The organism is Xanthomonas sp. NCPPB 2933 (assembly GCF_056725225.1).
In genome coordinates this window covers 3,869,116-3,891,207 of the sequence record NZ_CM161518.1, presented here as the reverse complement: position 1 = coordinate 3,891,207, position 22,092 = coordinate 3,869,116, and the positions used below count along the sequence as shown (strand labels likewise).

The window sequence follows — 22,092 nt, the reverse complement described above, 5'->3', positions numbered from 1 at the left end:
CAACCACGGGCGCAGTCCAGCCCGCATGCCCGGCCTTTCTTCTCTTTACTCGGCGGGTGATCTCATGGTGGCATTGCAGCAGCGCTCGATCGATGCGATTCGTGGGCAGGAAACAACGTTGTTGACCGCGTGGCTGGGTTCCAGCTTCGGTAACGACGTGCGTATTTCGCGGCAGGAAATCGAAACCCAGGGCGCGGAATTCCTGCGTTTGCTGGTGGCCTCGTTGAAAGACGGCGGCAGCAGCCTGGACAGCGCCGAATGGAGCGAGGTGCGCCGCTTTCTGGAGACGCTCTCGCGCGACCGTGCCACACGCGGCTTCGATTCTCAGGAAACCGCCAACTTCATTTTTTCGCTCAAGCGCGTGCTGTTCGAGCTGGTGCAGCGCGAGTACGCCAGTGCGCCGGAGGAGTTGGGCCTGCAGTTGTGGGCGCTGTCCGAATTGCTGGATCGTCTGGGCCTGTACACCGTCAAGGCGTTCCAGAAGACCCGCGAAGACATCATCGTGCGGCAGCAGGAAGAAATGCTGGAACTCTCCACCCCGGTGGTGAAGTTGTGGGACGGCGTGCTGGCGCTGCCGATGATCGGCACGCTGGATTCGCAGCGCACCCAGGTGGTGATGGAATCGCTGCTGCAACGCATCGTCGATACCGGTTCGGAGATCGCCATCATCGACATCACCGGCGTGCCCACCGTGGACACCTTGGTGGCGCAGCACCTGCTCAAGACCGTCACCGCGATTCGCCTGATGGGCGCCGATGCCATCATCAGCGGCGTGCGCCCGCAGATTGCGCAGACCATCGTGCATCTGGGGCTGGATCTGCAGGGCATCGTCACCAAGGCCAACCTGGCCGACGCATTGGCGCTGGCGCTCAAGCGCACCGGCGTGACCGTGAGCAAGGCGAGCTGACATGGAGCGTATCCCGATCCTGCGGATGGGCGACCTGCTGCTGGTCACCATCCAGGTGGACATGCACGACCAACTGGCGATGACGCTGCAGGAAGATCTGTCGGAAAAAATCAGCGCCACCTCCGCGCGCGGCGTGCTGATCGACATCTCCGCACTGGACATCGTCGATTCCTTCATCGGCCGCATGATCAGCACCATCTCCGGGCTGGCCGCAGTGATGGACGCCAAGACCGTGGTGGTCGGCATGCAGCCGGCGGTGGCGATCACCTTGGTCGAACTGGGCCTGACCCTGCCGTCGGTGCGCACCGCGCTCAATGTCGAACGCGGCATGCGCCTGTTGCAGCAACCCGATCGCGATTCATGACCACAGGGTCGCAACCGGTACGCACCGAACAGGATGTGGTGCTGGCCCGGCAGACGGTGCGCAAGCTGGTGGTGCAGTGTGGCCTGCGTCTGGTCGACCAGACCAAGCTGGTCACCGCGGCCAGCGAACTGGCCCGCAACACCGTGATCTACGGCGGTGGCGGCGATATGGACTGGGCACTGGTGGAAAACGGCATCCGCAAGGGCGTGCAGCTGACCTTCCGCGACGAAGGCCCCGGCATTCCCGATCTGGATCTGGCGCTCACCGATGGCTGGACCTCCGGCGGCGGGCTTGGTCTGGGCCTGTCCGGCAGCCGGCGGCTGGTGGACGATTTTGTGTTGGACACCACGCCGGGCAAGGGCACACGCATCACCATCACCACATGGAAGTGACGGTTACCGGTGACGTGACCCGCCTGTTTCGCGTCGACGAAGCCAGCCAGGTCGGGCAGGCGCGGCGTGAATCGACGGCACTTGCGCAGACGCTGGGGTTCGACGAAGCCGCCTGCGGTCGCGTTGCGCTGGTCGCCACCGAGCTTGCCACCAACATGCTCAAGCATGGGCGTGGCGGCTGCTTTCAGTTGTCGGGCGTGGCTGCGCGCGAGGGCATGGGCGTGGAGATCTGCGCCATCGACGAAGGCCCGGGTTTCACACTGGAAGATGGCCTGCGCGATGGCTATTCCACTGCCGGCACACCGGGCACCGGGCTGGGCGCGATCAAGCGCAAGGCGCAGGTGCTGGACGCGTACTCCGATGCCAAGGGCGCGATCGTGATGGTGCGGCTGTTTGCGCAGCCACGCGCCGAGCTGGACCTGCCGTATGGCGCGGTGCGCGTGCCGCTGCATCACGAAGTGGTATGCGGCGACGCCTGGCAGTTGGCGATCCGCGAGCAACGGGTCACCGTGACCTTGATCGACGGCCTGGGCCACGGGCAAGGCGCGGCCGACGCCGCCGATGCCGGTACGCGCGCGCTGGCAGCGGCCAGCGGCGAGCCCGGCGAGCTCATCGCACGTCTGCATGCCGGCATGTCCGGCACCCGCGGTGGTGCGGCGGCGGTGATGCAGTTCGACAGCCGCACCGGCCAGGTGCGCTTTGCCGGCGTCGGCAATATCGTCGCTTCGCTGTGCGATGGCGATGGGGTGCGCGGCATGCCGTCGCATCCGGGCATCGTCGGGGTGCAGTTTCGCAAGGCGCAGCCGTTCGATTTTCCGAATGCGACCGGCAAGCTGCTGGTCATGCATAGCGACGGCCTGCAAACGCGCTGGAATCTGCGCGATCACCCGGCGCTATTGTCACGCCACCCGCGTATTGTTGCGGCGGTGCTGTTGCGCGATTACGCGCGCGGCCGCGACGATGCCTGCGTGTTCGTCATGCGTTTGGGAGCCATGCAATGAAGTCATCCGATGCCGCATCGGCGGCCGATCCACTGGCCGAACTCGACGCGCTGCGGCAGCAGAACCAGGCCTTGCGCGAGGAGTTGGAAGAAACCAACCAGGGCGTGCTGGCGCTGTATGCCGAGCTCGATCAGCAGGCCGAACAGTTGCGCGATGTGTCCGAGCTCAAGAGCCGCTTTCTGTCGTACATGAGCCATGAGTTCCGCACGCCGCTCAGTTCGATCCTGAGCATCACCCGCCTGCTGGAAGACGGCATGGACGGGCCGCTCAACGCCGAGCAATCCAAACAGGTGCGCTTTGTCAGCGCCTCGGCGCGCGAGCTCACCGAGATGGTCGACGACCTGCTGGATCTGGCCAAGATCGAAGCCGGCCGCATCGCTATTTCGCCGGGCTGGTTCGACCTGATGGATCTGTTCTCGGCGTTGCGCGGCATGTTCCGCCCGCTCACCGATGCCGGCAGCACCACGTTGATCTTCGAAGATCCGCCGGCGCTGCCGATGCTCTACACCGACGACAAGAAGCTGGCGCAGATCCTGCGCAACTTCATCTCCAACGCGCTCAAGTTCACCCCGCAAGGCCACGTGCGCGTGTTCGCGCAGCTGGAAGGCGACACCCATGTGCGCTTCGGTGTGCAGGATACCGGCATCGGCATTCCGGCCGAGCTGCACGAGGCCTTGTTCGAGGATTTCGTGCAGGTGGATTCGCCGCTGCAAAAACGCCTGACCGGCACCGGCCTGGGGCTGGCGATCTGCAAGCGCTTCGCCGAGCTGCTCGGTGGCAGGGTGGGGATCAATAGCGTGGTCGGCGAAGGTTCCGAATTTTTCGTGGTGCTGCCGGTGACGCTGGCGGCGGAGAACGCACTTGCCCAGTAGTCATCGCATTCTGGTGGTCGACGACAACGCGGTGACGCGTTATTCGGTGCGGCGCGTGCTCGAGCATCATCAGTTCGTGGTCGAAGAGGCCGGCACCGGCACCGATGGCCTGGCCAAGCTGGCCACGCACGCCTTTGCCGCAGTGGTGCTGGACGTCAACCTGCCGGACATGAGCGGCTTCGACATCGTGCGCAGCTTGCGTGCCGCCCCGCGCACCGCGCTGCTGCCGGTGGTGCATGTGTCGGCCGCTTCGATCGCCACCGGCGACATGGCCACCGGGCTGGATGCCGGTGCCGATGCGTACCTGATCCATCCGGTCGACCCCAGCGTGCTGGTCGCCACGCTGCGCACGCTGTTGCGCGCCCGCAATGCCGAAGATGCATTGCGGATCAGCGAGGCCCGCTTCCGCGAGATCTTCGAGCACATCAGCGCGCCGATCGCCGTGGTCGATTCCAGGCTGCACACGCACGAAGCCAATGCGGCCTTCCAGCGCCTGATCGGCAGCGCCACACCCGGCGATGCGATCCAGGCGGGGGGGCTGGACCAGGCGACAACCGTGCATGCCCTGACCACCGCGCTGGCACAACGCGCGCGCTGGAGCGGCACGCTGTCGATCATCCGCGATGGCAAGCTGTGCGAAACCGAGTGGCGGGTGTCGCCGTATCGCGAGCCGGATCTGGGCTTGTTGCTGGTCGAGGACGTGACCGAACAGCGTCTGCGCGAGCGCGAACAACGCCAGGAACTGGACACCGCCACCACCGAGCTGGCGCACCAGATCGCCGAGCGCCAGCGCACCGAAATCCAACTGCTGCAGGCGCAGAAGATGGAAGCGCTGGGAAATCTCACCGGCGGCATCGCGCACGACTTCAACAACCTGCTGACCAGCATCATTTCCGGGCTGGACATGATCCAGCTGGCGGTGGAATCCAACCGCATCGAGCGCGTGCCGCGGCTGGCGGAAATTGCCACCGGCTCGGCGCATCGCGCGGCCGCGCTGACCCAGCGCATGCTCGCGTTTGCACGCAAGCAATCGCTGGATGCCCAGGCGTTCGACATCAACGCACGCGTGCGCTCGCTGGAAGACATGCTGCACCGTTCGATCGGCGAGAACATCGTGCTGGAACTGGATCTGGCGCAGACGCCGCTGGTGGCGGTGGCCGATGCCAACCAGCTCGAAAATGTGGTGCTCAACCTGGTGATCAATGCACGCGATGCATTGAAGGGCAAGGGCACCATCCGCATTCAAAGCGCCGCCTACACCGCGCGCAACGATCCGGAACTGGACGATGGCGATTACGTGGCGGTGAATGTGATCGACAATGGCAGCGGGATCGAGCCGGCCATTCTCAATCAGGTGTTCGAGCCGTTTTTCACCACCAAACCCATCGGCGAGGGCACCGGCCTGGGCTTGTCCATGACCTATGGGTTTGCGCGTCAATCCGGCGGCACCGCGCGCATCACCAGCACCGTGGGCCGTGGTACCACGGTGGCCTTGCTGTTGCCGCGCGGGCTTACGGCAAGCGAGGTGGCGCCAGCACCGCCGCCCAGATCGCCGCGTCACCGTCACGAGCGCATCCTGCTGGTGGACGACACCGATGTGGTGCGCATGATGGTGAGCGAGGTGCTCAGCGATGCCGGCTACCACGTGACCGAAGCCGAAAATGCCAATGGCGCGCTGGAGCAATTGCGTGCCGGGGTGGAGATCGATCTGGTGGTGTCGGATGTGGGCCTGCCCGGCATGAACGGGCGCGACATGGCCGATGTTGCGCGCGCGCTGCGGCCCGGCTTGCCGATCCTGTTCATCACCGGCTACGCCGAAAACGCAGCCACGCGGCAGGAATTTCTGGCCGAAGGCATGGCCTTGCTGCCCAAGCCTTTCAGCCTCAACGATCTGCTCAACATGGTTGGGCAGATGCTCGACAGCAGTGTGCTTGCGGCCCGCGCGTAACGCCGGTGGTGTGCTTGTCCGCGCTCAGCGCGGAGTGTTTATTTCCTCGCGCCTAGCGCGACTTGTTTATTTTCCCGCGCTTAGCGCGAATGGGCATACGGGCCAAAGGTGGCGCACAAAAAACCGCCTGCCGTCAGCACACGGCCAGTGCGGGCATGCCGTTTCGCCATGCCACCCGCGTGCAACGGCATGGGAGTAGACCTAGCGGCATGTGCGCGGCGGCACGCTTGCCATAGAGCTGCAACATTGCTGACATATCGTGCGCGCGGCGCCACCTTGCGCCTTCGTCCGGCATGCCTGTGCCGACGGACGTCACCTCACTCTACTTAGAGCGGCTAACAAACGTAGCGAGCGGTCGTCAGGTGGGTGCAGACGGCGCGCAGGAACCGGAGTGTACGAGTGGGTACATGAGGATTCCGAGCACCGGCTACGCCCGTCTGGCGGCCGCGCAGTAGTTTGTTAGCCGCTCTTACTCCAAGGATCACCTCGTATGTCGTTGTACTTGTCTATCTCCGCGTCCCTGACGTCCGCCGCCACGCACGCACCTGCACGCCGTTGCGCCGCCTTGCAGCGCACGCCGCTGGCGCGCGCCTGTGCCGGCCTGTTGCTTGCTTCGATGGCCGCCGCCGCATCTGCGCAGCAAACGCCGACGACCCAGGGCGAGGGCAGCCCGACCGCGCTGGATACGGTCACCGTCACCGCCGAGCACCGCGAGCAGAACCTGCAGGAGGTGCCGGTGTCGGTGGGCGTGGTGCAGGGCGCGGCGATGCGCGAGTTCACCGCAGGCGGCGACGACACCTTGCTGGCACTGTCCGGTCGCGTGCCGGGCTTCTATGCCGAGACCACCACCGGGCGCATCTTCCCGCGCTTCTATATCCGTGGTCTGGGCAATATCGATTTCTATCTCGGCGCTTCGCAGCCGGTGTCCATCATCCAGGACGATGTGGTGCTGGAACACGTGGTGCTCAAATCCAACCCGGTGTACGACGTGGACCAGGTCGAAGTGCTGCGCGGCCCGCAGGGCACCTTGTTCGGCCGCAACACCACCGCCGGCATCGTCAAGTTCGACACGGTCAAGCCCGGCGACACCTATACCGGCCGCGTCGATGCCAGCTATGGCAGTTACAACACCGTGTCGCTGGATGGCGGCTTCGGTGGGCCGATCAACGACGTGCTGTCGTTCCGCGTCTCGGCCTTGTATCAACACCGCGACGATTGGGTGGACAACACCTTTGCCGGCAGCAGCGCCGATGGCACGCGCACGCCGCGCAAGGATGCGATGGGCGGCTACAACGACCGTAATGCGCGCCTGCAGGTGCTGCTCAAGCCCAATGACGCGTTCTCGCTGCTGGGCTCGGTGCATACGCGCGACTACGACGGCACTTCGACGTTGTTCCTGCGTAATGCGGTGACGCGCGGTAGCGACAAGGTCGACGTGCCGCGCGACCGCGTGGCCTACGACGAGGCGCACGACAACCCGCAGGCGTATCAAACCGACGGCGGCTCGATCAAGGCGATCTACGACTTCGGCGGCGTGTCGCTGACCTCCATCACCGCTTACGAAACCACCTCCGGCTACAGCCGTGGCGACACCGATGGCGGCGCAGCGGCCAACTACCCGGTCAACGGCGTGCCGAACGGCTTCGGCCAATCGATGGGGCAGATCCGCGATCTGGATCAGTACACCCAGGAACTGCGTCTGGCCAGCGAAGGCGACGACGCACTGCAATGGCAGGTGGGCGCGTTCTACTTCGATGGCCGCGACACCACCGATTTCTATCAGCGTGCGTTTTTTCTGCAGACCGCTGCGCGCAACCCCAACAACTGGGTGCGGCTGCGCAACACCAACACGTCATGGGCCGGCTTCGGTCAGCTCAGTTACAAGGCCACCGATGCGCTCACCCTGACCGCCGGCATCCGCCAGACCAAGGACACCAAGGAAACCCGTCTGCTCAAGACCGCCGACACCGTAGCTGGTGCGGTGACATACCGTGGCCGTCGCGACGTGCGCATGTCCGACACCCAGCCCAGCTGGGACCTCAGCGCGATGTACGAAATCAACCCCGAGCTGAGCGTGTATGCACGCGTGGCGCGCGGCTTCCGCGGCCCCACCATCCAGGGCCGCAGCGCGGTGTTCAATTCGGATTTCACCACCGCCGATTCGGAAACCATCCTGTCCTGGGAGGCCGGCATCAAGAGCAGCCTGTTCGACAATCGCCTGCGTCTGAATGTCAGCGGCTTCACCTACACCGTCGATGACATCCAGCTCAACGGCAACGATTCGGACGGCAACGGCGTGCTGTTCAATGCCGACAAGGCCAAGGCCTACGGTCTGGAAGCGGACCTGGACTGGCGCCCGATCTCCAACCTGTCGCTGACCGCCGGCCTGAGCCTGCTGCATAGCGAAATCCAGGACAAGCGCGTGTTTGCGCAGGCCTGCGCGCTCAACGGCGTGGTGGTGTGCACGGTCAACGACCCGACCATCCGCGTCGGCGCCAACACCTTTGCGCAGATCGACGGCAACCCACTGCCCAACGCGCCAAAGTACAACCTCAACCTGGCCGCGCGTTACGACATCCCCGTGGGTAACGACGGCGCGTTCTTCGTCTCCACCGACTGGAACAAGCAGGGCGAAACCAGCTTCGTGCTGTACGACTCCACCGAGTTCCGCGCCGACGGCAATTTCGAAGGCGGCCTCAAGCTCGGTTACACCGGCGGCTACGGTGCGTGGGAAGTGGCGGCGTTTGCGCGCAACATCACCAACGAAAAAAACGTCAAGGGTGTGATCGAAAACTACATGGCGGCGGTCTACAACGAGCCGCGCATCGTGGGCGTGTCGGTCAACGTCAACTGGCAATGAGTCGCTGATCGACTGACTGCATCACCGCATCACAGCGACCTGCGCGTCGCTGTGATGCGTGTGGCAACCACCAAGCCCGCGGCGTGCAGTACGCAGCGGGCTTTTTGCGTCAACGGCTGCGCAACACCGACTGCACCCAACTGACGATCTGCGTGCTGCTCACTGCACCGGAATGACGGCCCAGCTCGCTGCCGCCGCGGATGACCAGCAAGGTGGGAATGCTGCGGATGCCAAAACGCGTGCCCAGCGCCGGATGCAGATCGGTATCCACTTTTGCCAGACGGACCTGCGGTTCCAGCAGCGGGGCGGCTGCGGCGAATTGCGGCGCCATGCTCAGACACGGCCCGCACCACGGTGCCCAGAAATCCACCACCAACGGCAGCTCGCTGCGCACCGCATGCTTGTCGAAATCGATAGTGGACAGCGCTATCGGCGCACCTAGAAATAGCGGCTGATGGCAGCTGCCGCAGTTGGGCGCATCGCGCAGACGCGCTTGCGCGATGCGATTCATCGCAGTGCAGCTCGGGCAGGCCACCAGCAGCGGCGCAATGGTCATCGGCGATCTCCACAGGCAAGAGAGACGGTGCATCGCATGTCGCGCCGGTGGCGATCTGCGCGTGCGTGGGCGGTTGTCAGTGTAGCCATGGCGACGCAAGGCCTGCGTGCGGGGGCGATGACTGCGGGGCTGCACGCCTGATGGCAGGTGCGTCCATTCCTGCCGCCAGGCGGTGTAACGATCAGGCCGACCGGCCCAGGTCCAGCACCGGCACGAAGCCGCCGAAGATCATGCGCTTGCCGTCGTAAGGCATCGGATTGACCGCAGGGTCCATGCGCGGGTCGTCCATCATCTTCTGCATGCCGGCATCGCGCGTGGCCTTGTCCGGCCATTCGATCCAGGAGAACAGCACGGTTTCGTCCGCGGCCGCCTCGACCGCGCGATAAAAGTCGGTCTGCTGTCCGTGCGGCACGTCATCGCCCCAGCACTCCACCACGCGCAACGCGCCGTATTCCATGATCATGCTGTCGCCCATGCGGGCGTGCTCCAGGAACTTGTCCTTGTTGGCAGTGGGCACCGCAAGGACGAAACCATCGATGTACGACATGAACCACCTCCGCTGGCATGACGCACGGCGTGCGCCTTGTAGAAACGACGAACAGGCGGGGCAGGGAGCGACACGCAGATCGGCGCGTCGTGCGGTCTACGTGAAAGCCTGCGTGCACGGATGGGCTCGCTCGTCGTCACCGCCACGGATCGGACGATCCGTGCGCGCAACTGCCCTGCGTGCTGCGTCCCCGCACCTGTGAGTGCCGACCCAGCATAGCGGGCCGACGACCTCATGGCCGTTATGATGCAGCCAGGTTACGCCGTCGCAACGTCGCTTCGAACACCACATCGCCGTCTTCGTTGCGTGCCTGCAGCGAGCCGCCATGCGCCTTGACGAACTGATCTGCGATAAACAAACCCAGGCCCAAGCCCTGGCTTGCGTGGAAGCTGGCCTTGAATGGCTCGAACAGACGCGGCATCAGACTGTCGGGGATGTGGCCGGCGTTGCGCACCGACAAACGCAGTGTGTCGCGCTGGCGTCCGTCCAGGTGCACGCGCACCGGCTGGCGCGCGCCATGCAGCACTGCGTTGCCGACCAGATTGGAGACCACCTGTGCCAGCCGATCGCCGTCGCCGTCGCCGTGCAGATCGCCTTCGCTACGCAGGTCGATCGGCGTGTGCGGATTGGCCTGCGCCACCTCGTTCACCACGCTATGGGCCACCTCGCCAAGATTGCAGGGGCCGAACTGCATCGATAGCCCGTCGGTGCGCAGACGCGAGAAATCCAGTAGCTGCTCGACCATGCGTGCCATGCGATGCGCGCTGTTTTCCAGATGTTCCAGCGTGCGTGCGGCCGAGCCTTCGGTGGCCACATCCAGGCTGAGTTTGTCGGCGCACAGCAGAATCACCGACAGCGGTGTACGCAAGTCGTGAGTCAGCACCGCCATCATTGTTTCGTTGAGGGTGAGCGCACGTTCCAGCGATGTATTGCGCGCCTTGAGCAGGCGCCGTTGCTGATACAACTCGATGAACACGTTGACCTTGCTCAGAATCACGTGCGGCTCGATGGGCTTGTGCAAAAAATCCACCGCGCCGGTTTCGTAACCTTGGAACGCACGCATCGGGTCGTTCGGCGAGGCCGTCAAAAAAATGATCGGCACATGCCGGGTGCGCTGCGAGCCGCGCATCAGTTCGGCCAGTGAAAAGCCGTCCATTTCCGGCATATGCACATCCAGCAATGCCAACGCCACATCGTGTTCGAGCAACAGCTCCAGCGCCTGCGCGCCGGAGGCCGCGCATAGTACCTGGATGCCGTCGCGCTGCAGCAGCGCTTCCATCGCCACCAGATTCTGCGGTACGTCGTCCACGATCAGCAGCTTGGCCGGTTCGGTGGTACTGCTGTCTGCAGCCAGGCCGGTCGCGGTGAGATTCATCGGTGGAAAGCCTCCAATCGGCTGCAGATCGCCTGCAAGGTGAGCACCGCATCGGCACCGGCGTGGGCGATGGCGGAGGCGGGCATCAAGGGAGACGCCGCATCGTCGGGCAGCTGGATCCAGGCGGTGCCGCCGACCGCGCGCACCGCCGCCACGCCAGCGCTGCCATCGCTGCTGGCGCCGGTGAGCAGGATCGCCAGCAGCCGTTGCCCGAAGACATCGGCGGCCGATTCGAACAAGGGGTCGATCGCCGGGCGCGAGAACAGCACCGGCGCATCCATCGACAACGCCAAGCTATCGCGGTTTTCTACCAGCAAATGATAGTCGGGCGGGGCGATGGTCACAGTGCCGGCGAGCAGCGGTTGCTTGTCCTCTGCCTCGCGCACCGGCAAGGCGCAGCGTGCATCCATCAATTCGGCAAGATGGCTGGTGCGGTCGCGTGGCAGATGCAGCACCACCAACACCGGCATCGGCAACTCCGCAGGCAGGCTGGACAGCAACGCCTGCAACGCCATCACACCGCCGGCCGATGCACCGACCACGATCGCCTCGAAGTGCTGCCACCCATGCGCGCCGCTCATGCCGCCTTCCGAAACAGACGTTGCTCGCGGGCCACGGTTTCGAAGGCCTGCGCATGCGCGCCGAACTGCAGCGATTCCTTGCTGCCCAGACCCAGAAAACCACGGTGCACCAGCGCGTCATGGAACAGACCCACCGCGCGATCCTGCAGGGTGCGGTTAAAGTAGATCAGCACATTGCGGCACGACACCAGATGCACTTCGGAGAACACCGTGTCGGTTGCCAGGCTGTGATCGGCAAACACGATGTGGCGCTTGAGGCGGCGATCGAACACCGCGCCGTCGTAGGCGGTGGTGTAGTAATCGGACAAGGACCCGCGGCCGCCGGCCTCCAGATAATTGCGGCTGAACTGCGCAATCCGGTCGATGCCGAAGGCGCCGGCTTCGGCCATGCCCAGCGCTTCGGGATTGATGTCGGTGGCGTAGATCACCGCTTTTTCCAGCAGCCCTTCTTCATGCAGCAGGATCGCCAGCGACCAGACTTCTTCACCGGTGCTGCAGCCGGCCACCCAGAGTTTGATCGAGGGGTAGGTGCGCAATACCGGCACCGCATGCTCGCGCAAACAGCGGAAATAGGCAGGGTCGCGGAACATCTCCGACACCTGCACGGTGAAGAACTGCATCGCCTGCGCAAACGTCTCCGGCTCGTGCAGCAGGCGATGCTGCAGATCGGCCACGCGTGCGCAATCGAAGCGGCCCATGGCATGGCGCATGCGTCGACGCAACGAGGACACCGCGTAATCGCGGAAGTCGTAGTGATAGCGCTGGTAGACCGCTTCCAGCAGCACCCGCAGCTCCAGATCGAACAGCTCCACTGCATTCATTGCCGCGAGCACCACACCCGGCACAGCGACACCAGCTTGTCCACGTCGATGGGCTTGGCGATGTAGTCGTTGGCACCGGCTTCAAGGCAGCGTTCGCGATCGTCGGCCATGGCCTTGGCGGTCAGCGCGATGATCGGCAGATCCTGCCACTGACGATTGGCACGGATCTGGCGCATCGCAGTGAGGCCGTCCATCTCCGGCATCATGATGTCCATCAGCACCAGATCCACTTCGTGCTTGGCCAGATGTTCCAGCGCCTCGCGGCCATTGCGTGCGATCTGCAACGTCACGCCCAGCGGTTCCAACACGCTGGAGAGCGCAAAGATATTGCGCACATCGTCTTCTGCCAACAGCACGGTGGCGCCATCCAGCACCGCATCGCGGCGGCGCGCTTCGCGCAGCAGGCGTTGCTGGTCGCTGGGCAACGAGGCTTCCACGCTGTGCAGGAACAGCGTCACTTCGTCGAGCAGGCGCTCCGGCGAGCGCACGCCCTTGATGATGATGCTCTTGGAATAACGGCGCAGGCGTTGTTCTTCGTCGCGTGTGAGTGCGCGCCCGGTGTAGACGATCACCGGCGGGAACGCGACCGCATCGTTGCCGGCCATGCGTTCGAGCAGGTCGTAGCCACTACCGTCGGGCAGCGCCAGATCGGTGACCATGCAATCGAAGGTGGAGCCGGCCAGTTGCTGCATGGCTTCGGCGATGCTGCCCACCGCGACGATTTCCAGTTGATCGCGCGCCAGCAGCAGTTCCAGATTCGCACGCAGCGCGCTGTCGTCTTCTACGATCAACAAGCGGCGCACGGCGCGTGCATTGGTGTCTTCCAGCTGGCGGATTGCGCCGGCCAGCAGCTCGCGCGTGGCCGGCTTGATCAAATAGCCCACCGCACCGAGTTCCAGCGCAATCTGGCTGCGCTCCATCGCCGAGACCACATGCACCGGGATGTGCCGCGTTGCCGGATCGCGCTTGAGCCGCTCCAGCACGCTGAGCCCGGAGGCATCCGGCAGGCCGATGTCGAGCAGAATGCCGCTGGGGCGCAGGTCCGCTGCCAGCTGCAGCGCTTCTTCAGCGCTGGGTGCCACCACGCAATCGAAGTCCAGCTCATGCGCCAGATCGACCAGGGCTTGGGCAAAACGCGTGTCGTCTTCCACCGCCAGGATCAGCCGGCCGGGACGGCTGCGTTGATCGCGATCGTCGTCGGCGCGCTGGAGCGGCGCTGCACTCGCTGCAGGAATCGGCAGCGGCAAGGCGCTGGACGCAACCACAGCCTGCTCACCAGGACGAGATGCCATCGCCATGCCGCTGGTGTGCTGCGCTGCTTGCGCGGCGTTAATCGACGCCGGCGGCGCAGGCCTTTCCGCAACAGTCACACCCTCGGCCGGCGCGCCATCGGTCGGCAATTCCAGCGTGAAGCAACTGCCGCGTCCCGGCTCGCTGTCCACACGGATGCTGCCGCCCATGCGCTGCGCCAGATCGCGCGAGATCGACAGCCCCAGACCGGTGCCGCCATAGCGACGGCGCGTACTGCCATCGGCCTGACGAAACGCTTCGAAGATGATCTCGGTCTGTTCGCGCGCAATGCCGATGCCAGTGTCCTGGACCTTGAACAGCACGCGTCCCGGCGCCTGCGCCTGGAGCGACAGACTGACGCTGCCGTGCTCGGTGAACTTGATCGCATTGGCCAGCAGGTTCTTGAGAATCTGCTGCAGACGCTGACTATCCATGACCAGTTGCGTCGGTGCATCGGCGTCGGCCGTGATCTGCAACGCAAGACCTTTTTGCCGTGCCAGTGGCTCGAAGGTTTCGCGCAGGCGCTGCAGCACCGAGCTGGTGGCGATGGTGTCGTCAGCCAGTTCCACATGCCCGGCTTCGATCTTGGACAAATCCAGAATGTCGTTGATCAGCGCCAGCAGATCGTTGTTGGAAGAGAGAATCGCCTGCGCATATTTCACCTGCTCGGGGCTGAGCGTGCCGTCCTTGTTGTCGGCCAGCAGCTTGGCCAGGATCAGCGCGCTGTTGAGCGGGGTGCGCAACTCGTGCGACATATTGGCCAGAAATTCGGACTTGTAACGCGAGGCGGTGGAGAGCTCGTTGCTGTTGCGCACCAGCTGGTTCTGCGCAATCAGCAAGGCCTGTTTCTGCGCCTCCAGTGCCTGGGTGCGTTCTTCCAGCTGGACGTTGGTCTGTTCAAGCTCGGCCTGCTGCTGTTCCAGATCGCTTTGCGATTGCTGCAGGCTGCGGCTTTGCTCTTCCAACTCTTCGTTGGTCACGCGCAGCTCTTCCTGCTGGGTCTGCAGTTCTTCGCTCTGGCGCTGGGTTTCTTCCAGCAGGGTCACCAGCTGCGCGCGCAGCAACGCGGTGCGCAAGGCCAGGCCGATGTTCTCGCCACAGCGTGCCAGCAGTTCCTGCTCGCGCGAACCGGCAGTGCGCGGGTCGGTCACGCGGCCAAGCTCGACGATACCGATCACACGACCATCGGCAGTGACAGGTGCCAGCAGCAGTTCCTGGCAACTGCTCTTGCCCAGGCTGGAGGCGATCTGCAGATGTCCCGCGTCCACGCCGCGCACGCGGCGCACCGCGCCACGCTGCAAGGCGTCGCCCAGTTGTCCGGTGTTGGTCGGCAGCGTCTTGGGCATGTCGGCCGGAAGCGCGGTGCCACCGGTCAAACGCAGGCGCTCGCCTTCGATGCGATACAGCGCGCCCACCTGCGCATCCAGCGTGTCGCACAGTGCGCTAACGGCAGCATCGGCCAATGCTTCCGGGCTTTGATCGCCGCGCAAACTCGCTTCGACCGTGTTCTCTGCCTGCTGCAGCCACAGCGCGAGTTCGGCCTGACGCCGCGCGCGGATCGCCTGCGTCACCACCAGCGCCATCGCCAGGAACGACACGCCACCGATGCTGCGGTTGATCGAGGAAAAACTGGAATTGGTGCTGGACGGCGCCAGATTGAAACCCACTGCCAACAACACGCATGACAGCGCGCCCACAATCAATGGAACCTGCGTGCGGTTTTGAAACACCGTCACCCCAACCGCGACGAAGTAGGTCAGCCACACCGCATAGCCAAGCGGTGTGACCAATTCCACAGCGAGCGTCCCAGCCATCAATGCCCCCGCGATGACCCACACCCAGCGGTCGCGTGTGGTCGAGATGTTCTGCATGAGGCGCGCGGACCTAAGTGGGAGGGCGGTCATGTTAGCCGATAACTTTCACGCGTAAATCGCCGGAAATTTGATGCTTTCCGGCCGGGTTGGCTTGCACATGACCTTCACGTATCCGTCACTATGGTCGCGCGCTTTGCAGGGGGAAACATCGCGTGATGGATGCGGAAACGGCCACCGATACCGTCGGGCCGCTTTCTCACAACAGCCGGCAGTGCCAGCTGTTGCTCGAGAGCATGTGCGATTGCGCGATCTATACGCTCGATACGGGCGGCCACGTGCGTAGCTGGAATACAGCCTGCGAGCGCATTCAGGGCTACGCCGCTGCCGAGGTCGTGGGGACGCATTTTTCGCGTTTTTATGCGCGCGAAGATGCCCCGCGCGGCGAGCCGGCACACCTGCTTGAGATCGCCAGACGCGATGGTCGCGCAGCTGCAGAAGGCTGGCGCTTGCGCAAGGATGGCAGCCAGTTCCTGGCCAGCGTGGTGATCGAGCCGGTATTGGAACTCGATGTGCTGGTCGGTTTTGCCGTGGTGATCTGCGATATCAGCGAACGCCATGCAGCGCAGCAATCGCAGCAGGTGCTGGCGCAGGCGCAACGCAGCCAGGCGCTGGGCCGGTTGACGCGGGGCATGGCGCATGACTTCAACAATCTGCTGACCGTGATGGCGACCAGCCTGGATCTGATCTCGCGGCGTGCGGGCGAGGATGCGCGTCTGCGCACCTTGCTGGGTGCTGCGCAGACGGCAGTGGAGCGGGGCACCCTGCTGACCCGCCACGTGCTCGCCTTCGCACGCGGGCAGCAATCGCCTCCGCAACGTCATGCAGTCAATGCAATCGTGACCGGCGCGTTGGAATTGCTGCTGCGTGCGTGCCCGGCCGGCATTGGCCTCTCGCTTGAATTGGCCCAGACACTGCCGGATGTGCGTATGGACCCAGGTCAATTGGACGCTGCATTGCTCAACATGGTCTTCAATAGCTGCGATGCCATGCCCGATGGCGGTACGATCGTGCTGGCCACCGCCGTACAGCGGCGTGCCGCACCGTCCCACCCGCACGCTGCACAGCGCACTTACGTCAGCGTTGCGGTGCGCGATAATGGCAGCGGCATGCCGGCGGATGTCGCGCAGCGCGCTGGCGACGCGTTTTTCACCACCAAGGATGCGGGCAAGAACGCCGGCCTGGGCTTGAGCCAGGTGTTTGGCTTCGCGTCCCAATCCGGTGGTTTTGTCGAGCTTGACACCGCACCCGGACACGGCACCACCGTGACCTTGTTTCTCCCGGCCATCGAGGACGCCGAGCATGACTGAATCCCTGCGCTTGCTGATGGTTGAGGACCAAGAAGAGTTACGCGAACTGATCGGCGAAGCACTGCGCGATGCCGGCATCACCGTCGACACCGCCGACGATGGTCACAGTGCATTGCGCATGCTGCGCGAGAGCGGCCCTTACGATGTGGTGTTCAGCGATATCCGCATGCCCAACGGCATGTCGGGCATCGAGCTGAGCGAACAGGTGACGCAACTGCTGCCGCAGGCACGCATCATCCTGGCGTCCGGGTTTGCCAAGGCGCAGTTGCCGCCACTGCCGCCGCAGGTGGATTTTCTGCCCAAGCCCTACCGCCTGCGTCAGCTGATCGACATGCTCAAAGGCGTTGCAGCCAACGCGTAAACGTTGGCTGCATCCAGTTCGCGTGGCCGGTTCAACGGCTCTGGTAGTACACCTTGTCGATGGCGATCTCCACCGGCGCAGCCGGGGGATCGGCCACCAGCATGAACATCTGTTTGACCGCCTGCAGATCCAGATCGTAGAACGCACTGAAGGGGATGCTGACTTCATGCCAGGCGCCATCGCGCACCAATCCGTACTGATTGCCGCCCGCGGCGAAGTCAACCCAGCTGTCGCCGAAACTGGTGTTGATGCCGATCTTGAAGGTCGAAGGCGTAGTGGTTTTAACGTGCAGTTTCAGTGCGCCGCCCGCATACGCGGCCATATTGCGATAGTCGGTCTGGATGCCCAGGCCGTACCAGGCACCGGCATTGGCGCGGTACGCCATCACGTTGCGGCCTTCGAATGGGGTCTGCGCAATCGGGGTGAGGTTGTTCCATAAGTACAGCTCGGCATCCTGGCCGAAGGTCAGCCGCGCACTGGTATCGCTTTGCTCGGTAAATACACCGAAGCGCCCCGCAGGCGCGGCATGTTGCGCGCCGACGTACAGTTGTGCGCCGGGGTTTTGATACAGCCGGATGTAATCGATCTCCATCTTGCCCGGTAGCGGCGCCGTCACCGCAGCAGGCGAGGTAATGCCGGTATAGGTGCCGCCCACCGCAAGATTGAGCAGCAGATATTGCTGCTGGTGGAATTCGTGCAACGAGGCGCCTTGGATATTGGAGATCGCAAATTCAAAGTACTGCTGGCCGTCGATCGACACGCGGATGAATTGCGGGTCCCAGGTCATCCGGTACACATGGAAGTCGTTGTGCAGATTTACCGGGCTGGTGTAGCTGGTGTCGTAGTCGGCTTGCGCGCCGTTGTAGTCCCAATGCACGGCCGCGCCGATGCGGCGGTTGGCGGCGCCGGCGGCGATTGCCGCCGCCATGCCGGCCTCCATCAGATCGATTTCGCCGCGGCCGCGCCATACGCCGATCGTGCCCAGCATCCAATACGCCGGCCATAGCCCGTTGCCGACCACCGGCGTCTTGATGCGCGCTTCCAGCGTGCCGTATGTGAAGTGCATGCGGCCTTCGGTCTTGAGCCGTGCCGAGGTGAATGGCATACCCTGAAACGCTTCGCGCCGCGCCTCGATTACCAGCCGGCCATTATCGATACGCGCATTTTCGGCACGGCTGGTGTAGTACTGCATTTCGCCATTGCCCCAACCGCATAAGCCGATCTGGCAGCCGTTACCGACGTCGTAGGTCCACTTGTTGCCATCGATGCCCGGCCCGTTGAAGTTGTCTTCCCACACCAGGGTTTGCGCCTGCGCACTCGGCGCCAGCGCCATGCCCAACACAACAGCGAACTGCACAGCGACACTGCGTAGCGTGTTCATGCGTGCTTCCCCAAAAGACGGACTCACGTCCGTGGAGAAGCGACGCTGCGCAGGTGCTGCTTCAGTGTCAAAGCAATTGTCGGGCGTGTTTCAGTTCCGTGGTGTTCATTACGGAATAATCCATCATTGGCATGACGGCGGTCGCAAACGCGGTCTGTGCCGTGCTGCGCGGCAACACTTGTCTGCGACCGGCAGATGCACATCCACGCACACTTCAATGCCCCGCGTGCACCGTCCACGCCACCAGTCGTATCACCAATGGCCGCACCACCAAGACGCAACAGAACGCGGTGGGCATCGCAATGCGGTAGGCGTCCAGCACGCGCCATAGATAGCCGGGTGCCAGCCCGGTGTTGGCGCCGGTGATGACCAGGCACATCAGCAAGGCCATGATCGCGGCCATGTAGAACGCGAAGACGAACGGGGTGGCGCGCACACCGAGTTTCCAGCGCGGTCGCGCCAACGGGGAGGAGGGTGGAGATGACGACATGGGGATGACCTCGACTGCCGCACAACCGCGGCGTGAAGGGAACTGTAGAGACGCCACCGCGGCCGGGGTAGATCGCGTAGCCTTGTGGCTTACGTAAGAAAAACTTACGAATCGTTTGGTAATACTTGCCTCAACAATGAACATTCTTCAGTCCATCCGCAGTTTTGTCAGCACCGTCGATGCCGGCAGTATTGCCGGTGGTGCCAAGTTGCTGGGCGTCAGCGCGGCTGCGGTCAGCCAGAACATCGCGCGGCTGGAGCAGCATCTGGGCGTGCGCTTGCTGCACCGGACCACGCGCAGCCTGGCACTGACCGAGCGTGGCACGCTGTACTTCGAACAGGTGCGGCAGCTGGAGCGCGACCTGGAACGCGCGCGGCAATCGGTCGCCGGTCCGCAGCAGGCCCCGGCCGGGCGCTTGCGGGTGGCCAGCACCGCCGCATTTGCGCGCCATGTGCTCGCTCCGATGTTGCCGGCGCTGCGCCAGCGCTATCCGCAACTGGAGATCGAGCTGTTGTGCACCGACCGCGCCGTGCAGCACGCGCAGGAAAGCGTGGACGTCAGCCTGCGCATCGAAGCGCAGCTGGAAGACGGCCTGGTGGCGCGTTGCATCGCGCAGGTACCGCTGGTGGTCTGCGCGGCACCGCAGTACTTGGCCCGTTGCGGTACGCCGCAGACCCCGGACGAATTGAAGTACCACCACTGCCTGTTGCTGCGTTACCCGGTCGATGGGCGTTGTCTGCCTTGGAACTTCGTCCGCAATGGCGTGCGCTTCCAGCCGGAGCTGGGCAAGGCAATGGTCAGCGACGATATCGATGCGCTCGCCACCATGGCCGCTGCCGGCGGCGGCATTGCACGACTGGCCGCGTATGTCGTGCAGCCGTATCTGCAGCGCGGTCAGCTGCAGCCGCTGTTCGTGTCCGAGACCCGCGGAACCACCCAAGCCGCGCCAGAACCGCTACGGATCTACCTGTGCGTCGCCGACCGCCGCGACTTCACTCCAAAGGTGCGCGCCTTTATGGACCACGTACTCGAACGCCTGCCAGCGGAGTGGCGCATTGCCGAGCCAGCGCTGACATCTGCGCCAGCTCAAGCAGCAACCGGTGCATAGCCAGCATCTGAGTTGCAACTCTTTGTGCCCTGCGCTCTGGTCAATAAGGCGCACAAAGGCGTGATGCGTTGACTCGCAAATGCGTGCCAAGTTGCTTGCAAGCGGTCCACTTTGAAAAGTGCAGCACCCCAAGTCATCGTTCCTGATCAACTACAACGGCGGCAGCTACCGCCGCCGTTGTTGCTCATTCTAGCTTGGACATGACAATCAAGCGCGCCGGCAGCTTTCAGTCAACGCGTCTGCCGTCACCATCGCTCACTCCAGCTTGAGCATCACAATCGAGTGCGCCGGCAGCGCAACGCTCAGCGCCTTGCCTTGCACGCGCGCGCCCTTGAACGCTTTCGGCTCCACCGCATGTGGCTGGGCGAAAGTGTTGTGCGCGGTGATCGCCGGCGCAGTGAGGATCTGCCCGTCTACGCTGCTCGGCGACAGGCCTTCTACTTGCACGCTCACGTTCGCCGCCGAGTTCGCATCCAGATTGGTTAGCGCGACATACATATGCCCATCCTTGGCCTTGACTGCCGAGCCGTGCACGGCGGGCACATGCGCATCGCCGCGACGGTACTCGGGCGTCTGCAAGTGCAGCGGCAGGTAGGTGGCGTCCTGGTACGGCTTGTACAGCGCGAACACGTGGTAGGTGGGCGTCAGCACCATCTTGTCCCCGTCGGTGAGGATCATTGCCTGCAGCACGTTGACCATCTGCGCGATATTGGCCATGCGCACGCGCTCGGCATGCGCACTGAAGATATCGATATTCAACGACGCTACCAGCGCATCGCGCAGGCTGTTTTGTTGATGCAGAAAGCCCGGGTTCGCATCGGGCAGGCCGGCATACCAGGTGCCCCATTCGTCTACGACCAGCGCCACTTTCTTGCCCGGGTCGTAGCGGTCCATGATCGCGCTGTGTTTGGTGATCAGCTCGTCCATCACCAGCGTGCGCGACAGCGTATCGATCCAGGCGGCTTCATCGAAATTGGTGGACGAGGCGCGTGGCGGCCAGCCACCGGGCACGGTGTAGTAGTGCAGGCTCAGGCCGTCCATCAACGTGCCGGCCTCGCGCATCATCACTTCGGTCCAGTGATAATCGTCGTTGTTGGGGCCAGGCGCGATCTTGAGGATCTTCTGATTGGCTGGCGCCTTGACGAAGGTCTGGTAGCGTCGATACACGTCGGCCGCATATTCCACGCGCATATTGCCGCCGCAGCCCCACAGCTCGTTGCCCACGCCGAAGTAGGGCACCTGCCATGGCGCATCGCGGCCATTGGCGCGGCGCTCCTGGGCCAGGCTCGAGCGCGTGGGTGCTGTCATGTATTCGGCCCACTGCGCGATCTCGTCCGGCGCCGCATTGCCCACATTGCCGGCGATATACGCCTGGGTACCAAGCAGCTCGGTAAAGTCCATGAACTCGTGCGTACCGAACCGGTTGGACTCTTCCACGCCGCCCCAGTGCGTGTTGACGCGGATCGGGCGCTTGGCCGGCGCGCCGACGCCGTCGCGCCAATGGTATTCGTCGGCAAAACAGCCGCCGGGCCAGCGAATGTTCGGGACTGCGATCGCCTTCAACGCGGCCACCACATCGTTGCGATAGCCACGCGTATTGGGGATTGCCGAGTCCGCGCCGACCCACACCCCGCCATAGATGCCGGTACCCAGATGCTCGGCGAACTGGCCGAACAGCTGACGCGACACCTGCGCACCGGGCTGGTCCGCCCGCAGCGTACCGCTCACCTTGACCTCGGTAGCCGATGCGGTAAGTGCGTTCGTTATCAATGCAGCGGCGACGATTGATTGCAACATCCGCCTGCGCGGGATTTGCAACGCGAGGGAAATCCACTGCATCGGCTTGTCGCTCCTGTGCGGGTTGGTCGAGTCGTTCACGCACTGCCAGATCGGCAGGCGTGGCGCCAGCGTATTACGAGCAAGGACCGATGTCTGCGCCCATAGCTGCATCGCCGCAGCTCGCAGGAGCCCCGCCATGCACAGTTTCAAGGTCCAACTGCGTCGGCGCATCGCTGAAGAAGCGCCATCAGAGGGGCCTTTGCAAGCTCCCTTCTTGG

The 22,092-nt window shown here is 64.0% G+C and carries 19 protein-coding genes and 1 other RNA gene; 10 read left to right on the top strand and 10 right to left on the bottom strand.

The annotated features are described in order from the left end of the window. The first annotated feature begins 64 nt into the window (after positions 1-64). The 6 genes from AC1PLU_RS16110 to AC1PLU_RS16085 are packed head-to-tail and all read left to right on the top strand — an operon-like array spanning position 65 to position 5,484. On the top strand, positions 65-907 hold the full coding sequence (locus tag AC1PLU_RS16110) for an STAS domain-containing protein (RefSeq protein ID WP_074056946.1): 843 nt from the start codon (positions 65-67) through the stop codon (positions 905-907). Between the two features lies 1 nt (position 908). Continuing rightward, complete coding sequence (locus AC1PLU_RS16105; RefSeq protein WP_023903148.1) at positions 909-1,271, top strand: STAS domain-containing protein; 363 nt, start codon at positions 909-911, stop codon at positions 1,269-1,271. After that, positions 1,268-1,663 carry an anti-sigma regulatory factor gene (locus tag AC1PLU_RS16100; protein WP_006450589.1) on the top strand — a complete coding sequence of 132 codons (396 nt, stop codon included), beginning with the start codon at positions 1,268-1,270 and terminating at the stop codon, positions 1,661-1,663. The genes AC1PLU_RS16105 and AC1PLU_RS16100 overlap by 4 nt, the downstream gene beginning before the upstream one ends. Next, positions 1,654-2,664 (top strand): ATP-binding protein, encoded by a 1,011-nt coding sequence (locus AC1PLU_RS16095; RefSeq protein ID WP_481106743.1) that lies wholly within the window; start codon positions 1,654-1,656, stop codon positions 2,662-2,664. Before AC1PLU_RS16100 ends, AC1PLU_RS16095 begins: the two co-directional genes overlap by 10 nt. Then, positions 2,661-3,536, top strand: a complete 876-nt coding sequence (locus AC1PLU_RS16090) for a sensor histidine kinase (protein WP_104550301.1) — start codon at positions 2,661-2,663, stop codon at positions 3,534-3,536. Before AC1PLU_RS16095 ends, AC1PLU_RS16090 begins: the two co-directional genes overlap by 4 nt. Further along, positions 3,526-5,484, top strand: coding sequence for a response regulator (locus AC1PLU_RS16085; RefSeq protein WP_481106742.1), 1,959 nt, complete (start codon positions 3,526-3,528; stop codon positions 5,482-5,484). Before AC1PLU_RS16090 ends, AC1PLU_RS16085 begins: the two co-directional genes overlap by 11 nt. Positions 5,485-5,817: 333 nt before the next feature. Here AC1PLU_RS16085 and AC1PLU_RS16080 read toward each other — a convergent pair. Beyond that, positions 5,818-5,893: non-coding RNA, sX9 sRNA (locus tag AC1PLU_RS16080), on the bottom strand. Positions 5,894-5,974: 81 nt separating this feature from the next. On the opposite strand from AC1PLU_RS16080, the gene AC1PLU_RS16075 reads away from it, so the two are divergent. Then, positions 5,975-8,344 (top strand): TonB-dependent receptor, encoded by a 2,370-nt coding sequence (locus AC1PLU_RS16075; protein ID WP_481094801.1) that lies wholly within the window; start codon positions 5,975-5,977, stop codon positions 8,342-8,344. Between the two features lie 109 nt (positions 8,345-8,453). Here AC1PLU_RS16075 and trxC read toward each other — a convergent pair whose 3' ends face one another. From trxC to AC1PLU_RS16045, 6 genes are all read right to left on the bottom strand, one after another. Further along, entirely contained in the window at positions 8,454-8,900 is a 447-nt protein-coding gene (trxC, locus tag AC1PLU_RS16070; RefSeq protein ID WP_481094800.1) for a thioredoxin TrxC, read from the bottom strand. A 181-nt stretch (positions 8,901-9,081) separates the two neighbouring features. Beyond that, complete coding sequence (locus AC1PLU_RS16065; RefSeq protein ID WP_176340687.1) at positions 9,082-9,447, bottom strand: DUF1428 domain-containing protein; 366 nt, start codon at positions 9,445-9,447, stop codon at positions 9,082-9,084. Positions 9,448-9,688: 241 nt separating this feature from the next. Continuing rightward, positions 9,689-10,822 carry a hybrid sensor histidine kinase/response regulator gene (locus tag AC1PLU_RS16060; RefSeq protein ID WP_481094799.1) on the bottom strand — a complete coding sequence of 378 codons (1,134 nt, stop codon included), beginning with the start codon at positions 10,820-10,822 and terminating at the stop codon, positions 9,689-9,691. Further along, positions 10,819-11,403 carry a chemotaxis protein CheB gene (locus tag AC1PLU_RS16055; RefSeq protein WP_481094798.1) on the bottom strand — a complete coding sequence of 195 codons (585 nt, stop codon included), beginning with the start codon at positions 11,401-11,403 and terminating at the stop codon, positions 10,819-10,821. The genes AC1PLU_RS16060 and AC1PLU_RS16055 overlap by 4 nt, the downstream gene beginning before the upstream one ends. After that, on the bottom strand, positions 11,400-12,248 hold the full coding sequence (locus AC1PLU_RS16050; RefSeq protein WP_181110694.1) for a CheR family methyltransferase: 849 nt from the start codon (positions 12,246-12,248) through the stop codon (positions 11,400-11,402). Before AC1PLU_RS16050 ends, AC1PLU_RS16055 begins: the two co-directional genes overlap by 4 nt. After that, on the bottom strand, positions 12,221-15,385 hold the full coding sequence (locus AC1PLU_RS16045; protein ID WP_481106741.1) for a response regulator: 3,165 nt from the start codon (positions 15,383-15,385) through the stop codon (positions 12,221-12,223). Before AC1PLU_RS16045 ends, AC1PLU_RS16050 begins: the two co-directional genes overlap by 28 nt. Positions 15,386-15,543: 158 nt before the next feature. Here AC1PLU_RS16045 and AC1PLU_RS16040 point away from each other — a divergent pair, with 158 nt between their 5' ends. Beyond that, positions 15,544-16,695 carry a two-component system sensor histidine kinase NtrB gene (locus AC1PLU_RS16040; protein WP_481106740.1) on the top strand — a complete coding sequence of 384 codons (1,152 nt, stop codon included), beginning with the start codon at positions 15,544-15,546 and terminating at the stop codon, positions 16,693-16,695. Beyond that, complete coding sequence (locus AC1PLU_RS16035) at positions 16,688-17,056, top strand: response regulator (RefSeq protein ID WP_006450601.1); 369 nt, start codon at positions 16,688-16,690, stop codon at positions 17,054-17,056. Before AC1PLU_RS16040 ends, AC1PLU_RS16035 begins: the two co-directional genes overlap by 8 nt. A gap of 31 nt (positions 17,057-17,087) precedes the next feature. On the opposite strand, the gene AC1PLU_RS16030 is transcribed toward AC1PLU_RS16035, so the two are convergent. Beyond that, positions 17,088-18,437, bottom strand: a complete 1,350-nt coding sequence (locus AC1PLU_RS16030; RefSeq protein ID WP_481106739.1) for a glycoside hydrolase family 16 protein — start codon at positions 18,435-18,437, stop codon at positions 17,088-17,090. Positions 18,438-18,651: 214 nt separating this feature from the next. Continuing rightward, positions 18,652-18,927 (bottom strand): DUF2798 domain-containing protein, encoded by a 276-nt coding sequence (locus tag AC1PLU_RS16025; RefSeq protein WP_023903163.1) that lies wholly within the window; start codon positions 18,925-18,927, stop codon positions 18,652-18,654. Between the two features lie 136 nt (positions 18,928-19,063). On the opposite strand from AC1PLU_RS16025, the gene AC1PLU_RS16020 reads away from it, so the two are divergent. Continuing rightward, a complete protein-coding gene (locus tag AC1PLU_RS16020) occupies positions 19,064-20,035 on the top strand; it encodes a LysR family transcriptional regulator (protein ID WP_481106738.1) in 972 nt (323 codons plus the stop codon). Positions 20,036-20,290: 255 nt separating this feature from the next. Here AC1PLU_RS16020 and AC1PLU_RS16015 read toward each other — a convergent pair whose 3' ends face one another. Further along, positions 20,291-21,874: an alpha-N-arabinofuranosidase gene (locus AC1PLU_RS16015; RefSeq protein WP_481106737.1), complete on the bottom strand. Its 1,584-nt coding sequence runs from the start codon at positions 21,872-21,874 to the stop codon at positions 20,291-20,293. Positions 21,875-22,092: the final 218 nt, after the last annotated feature.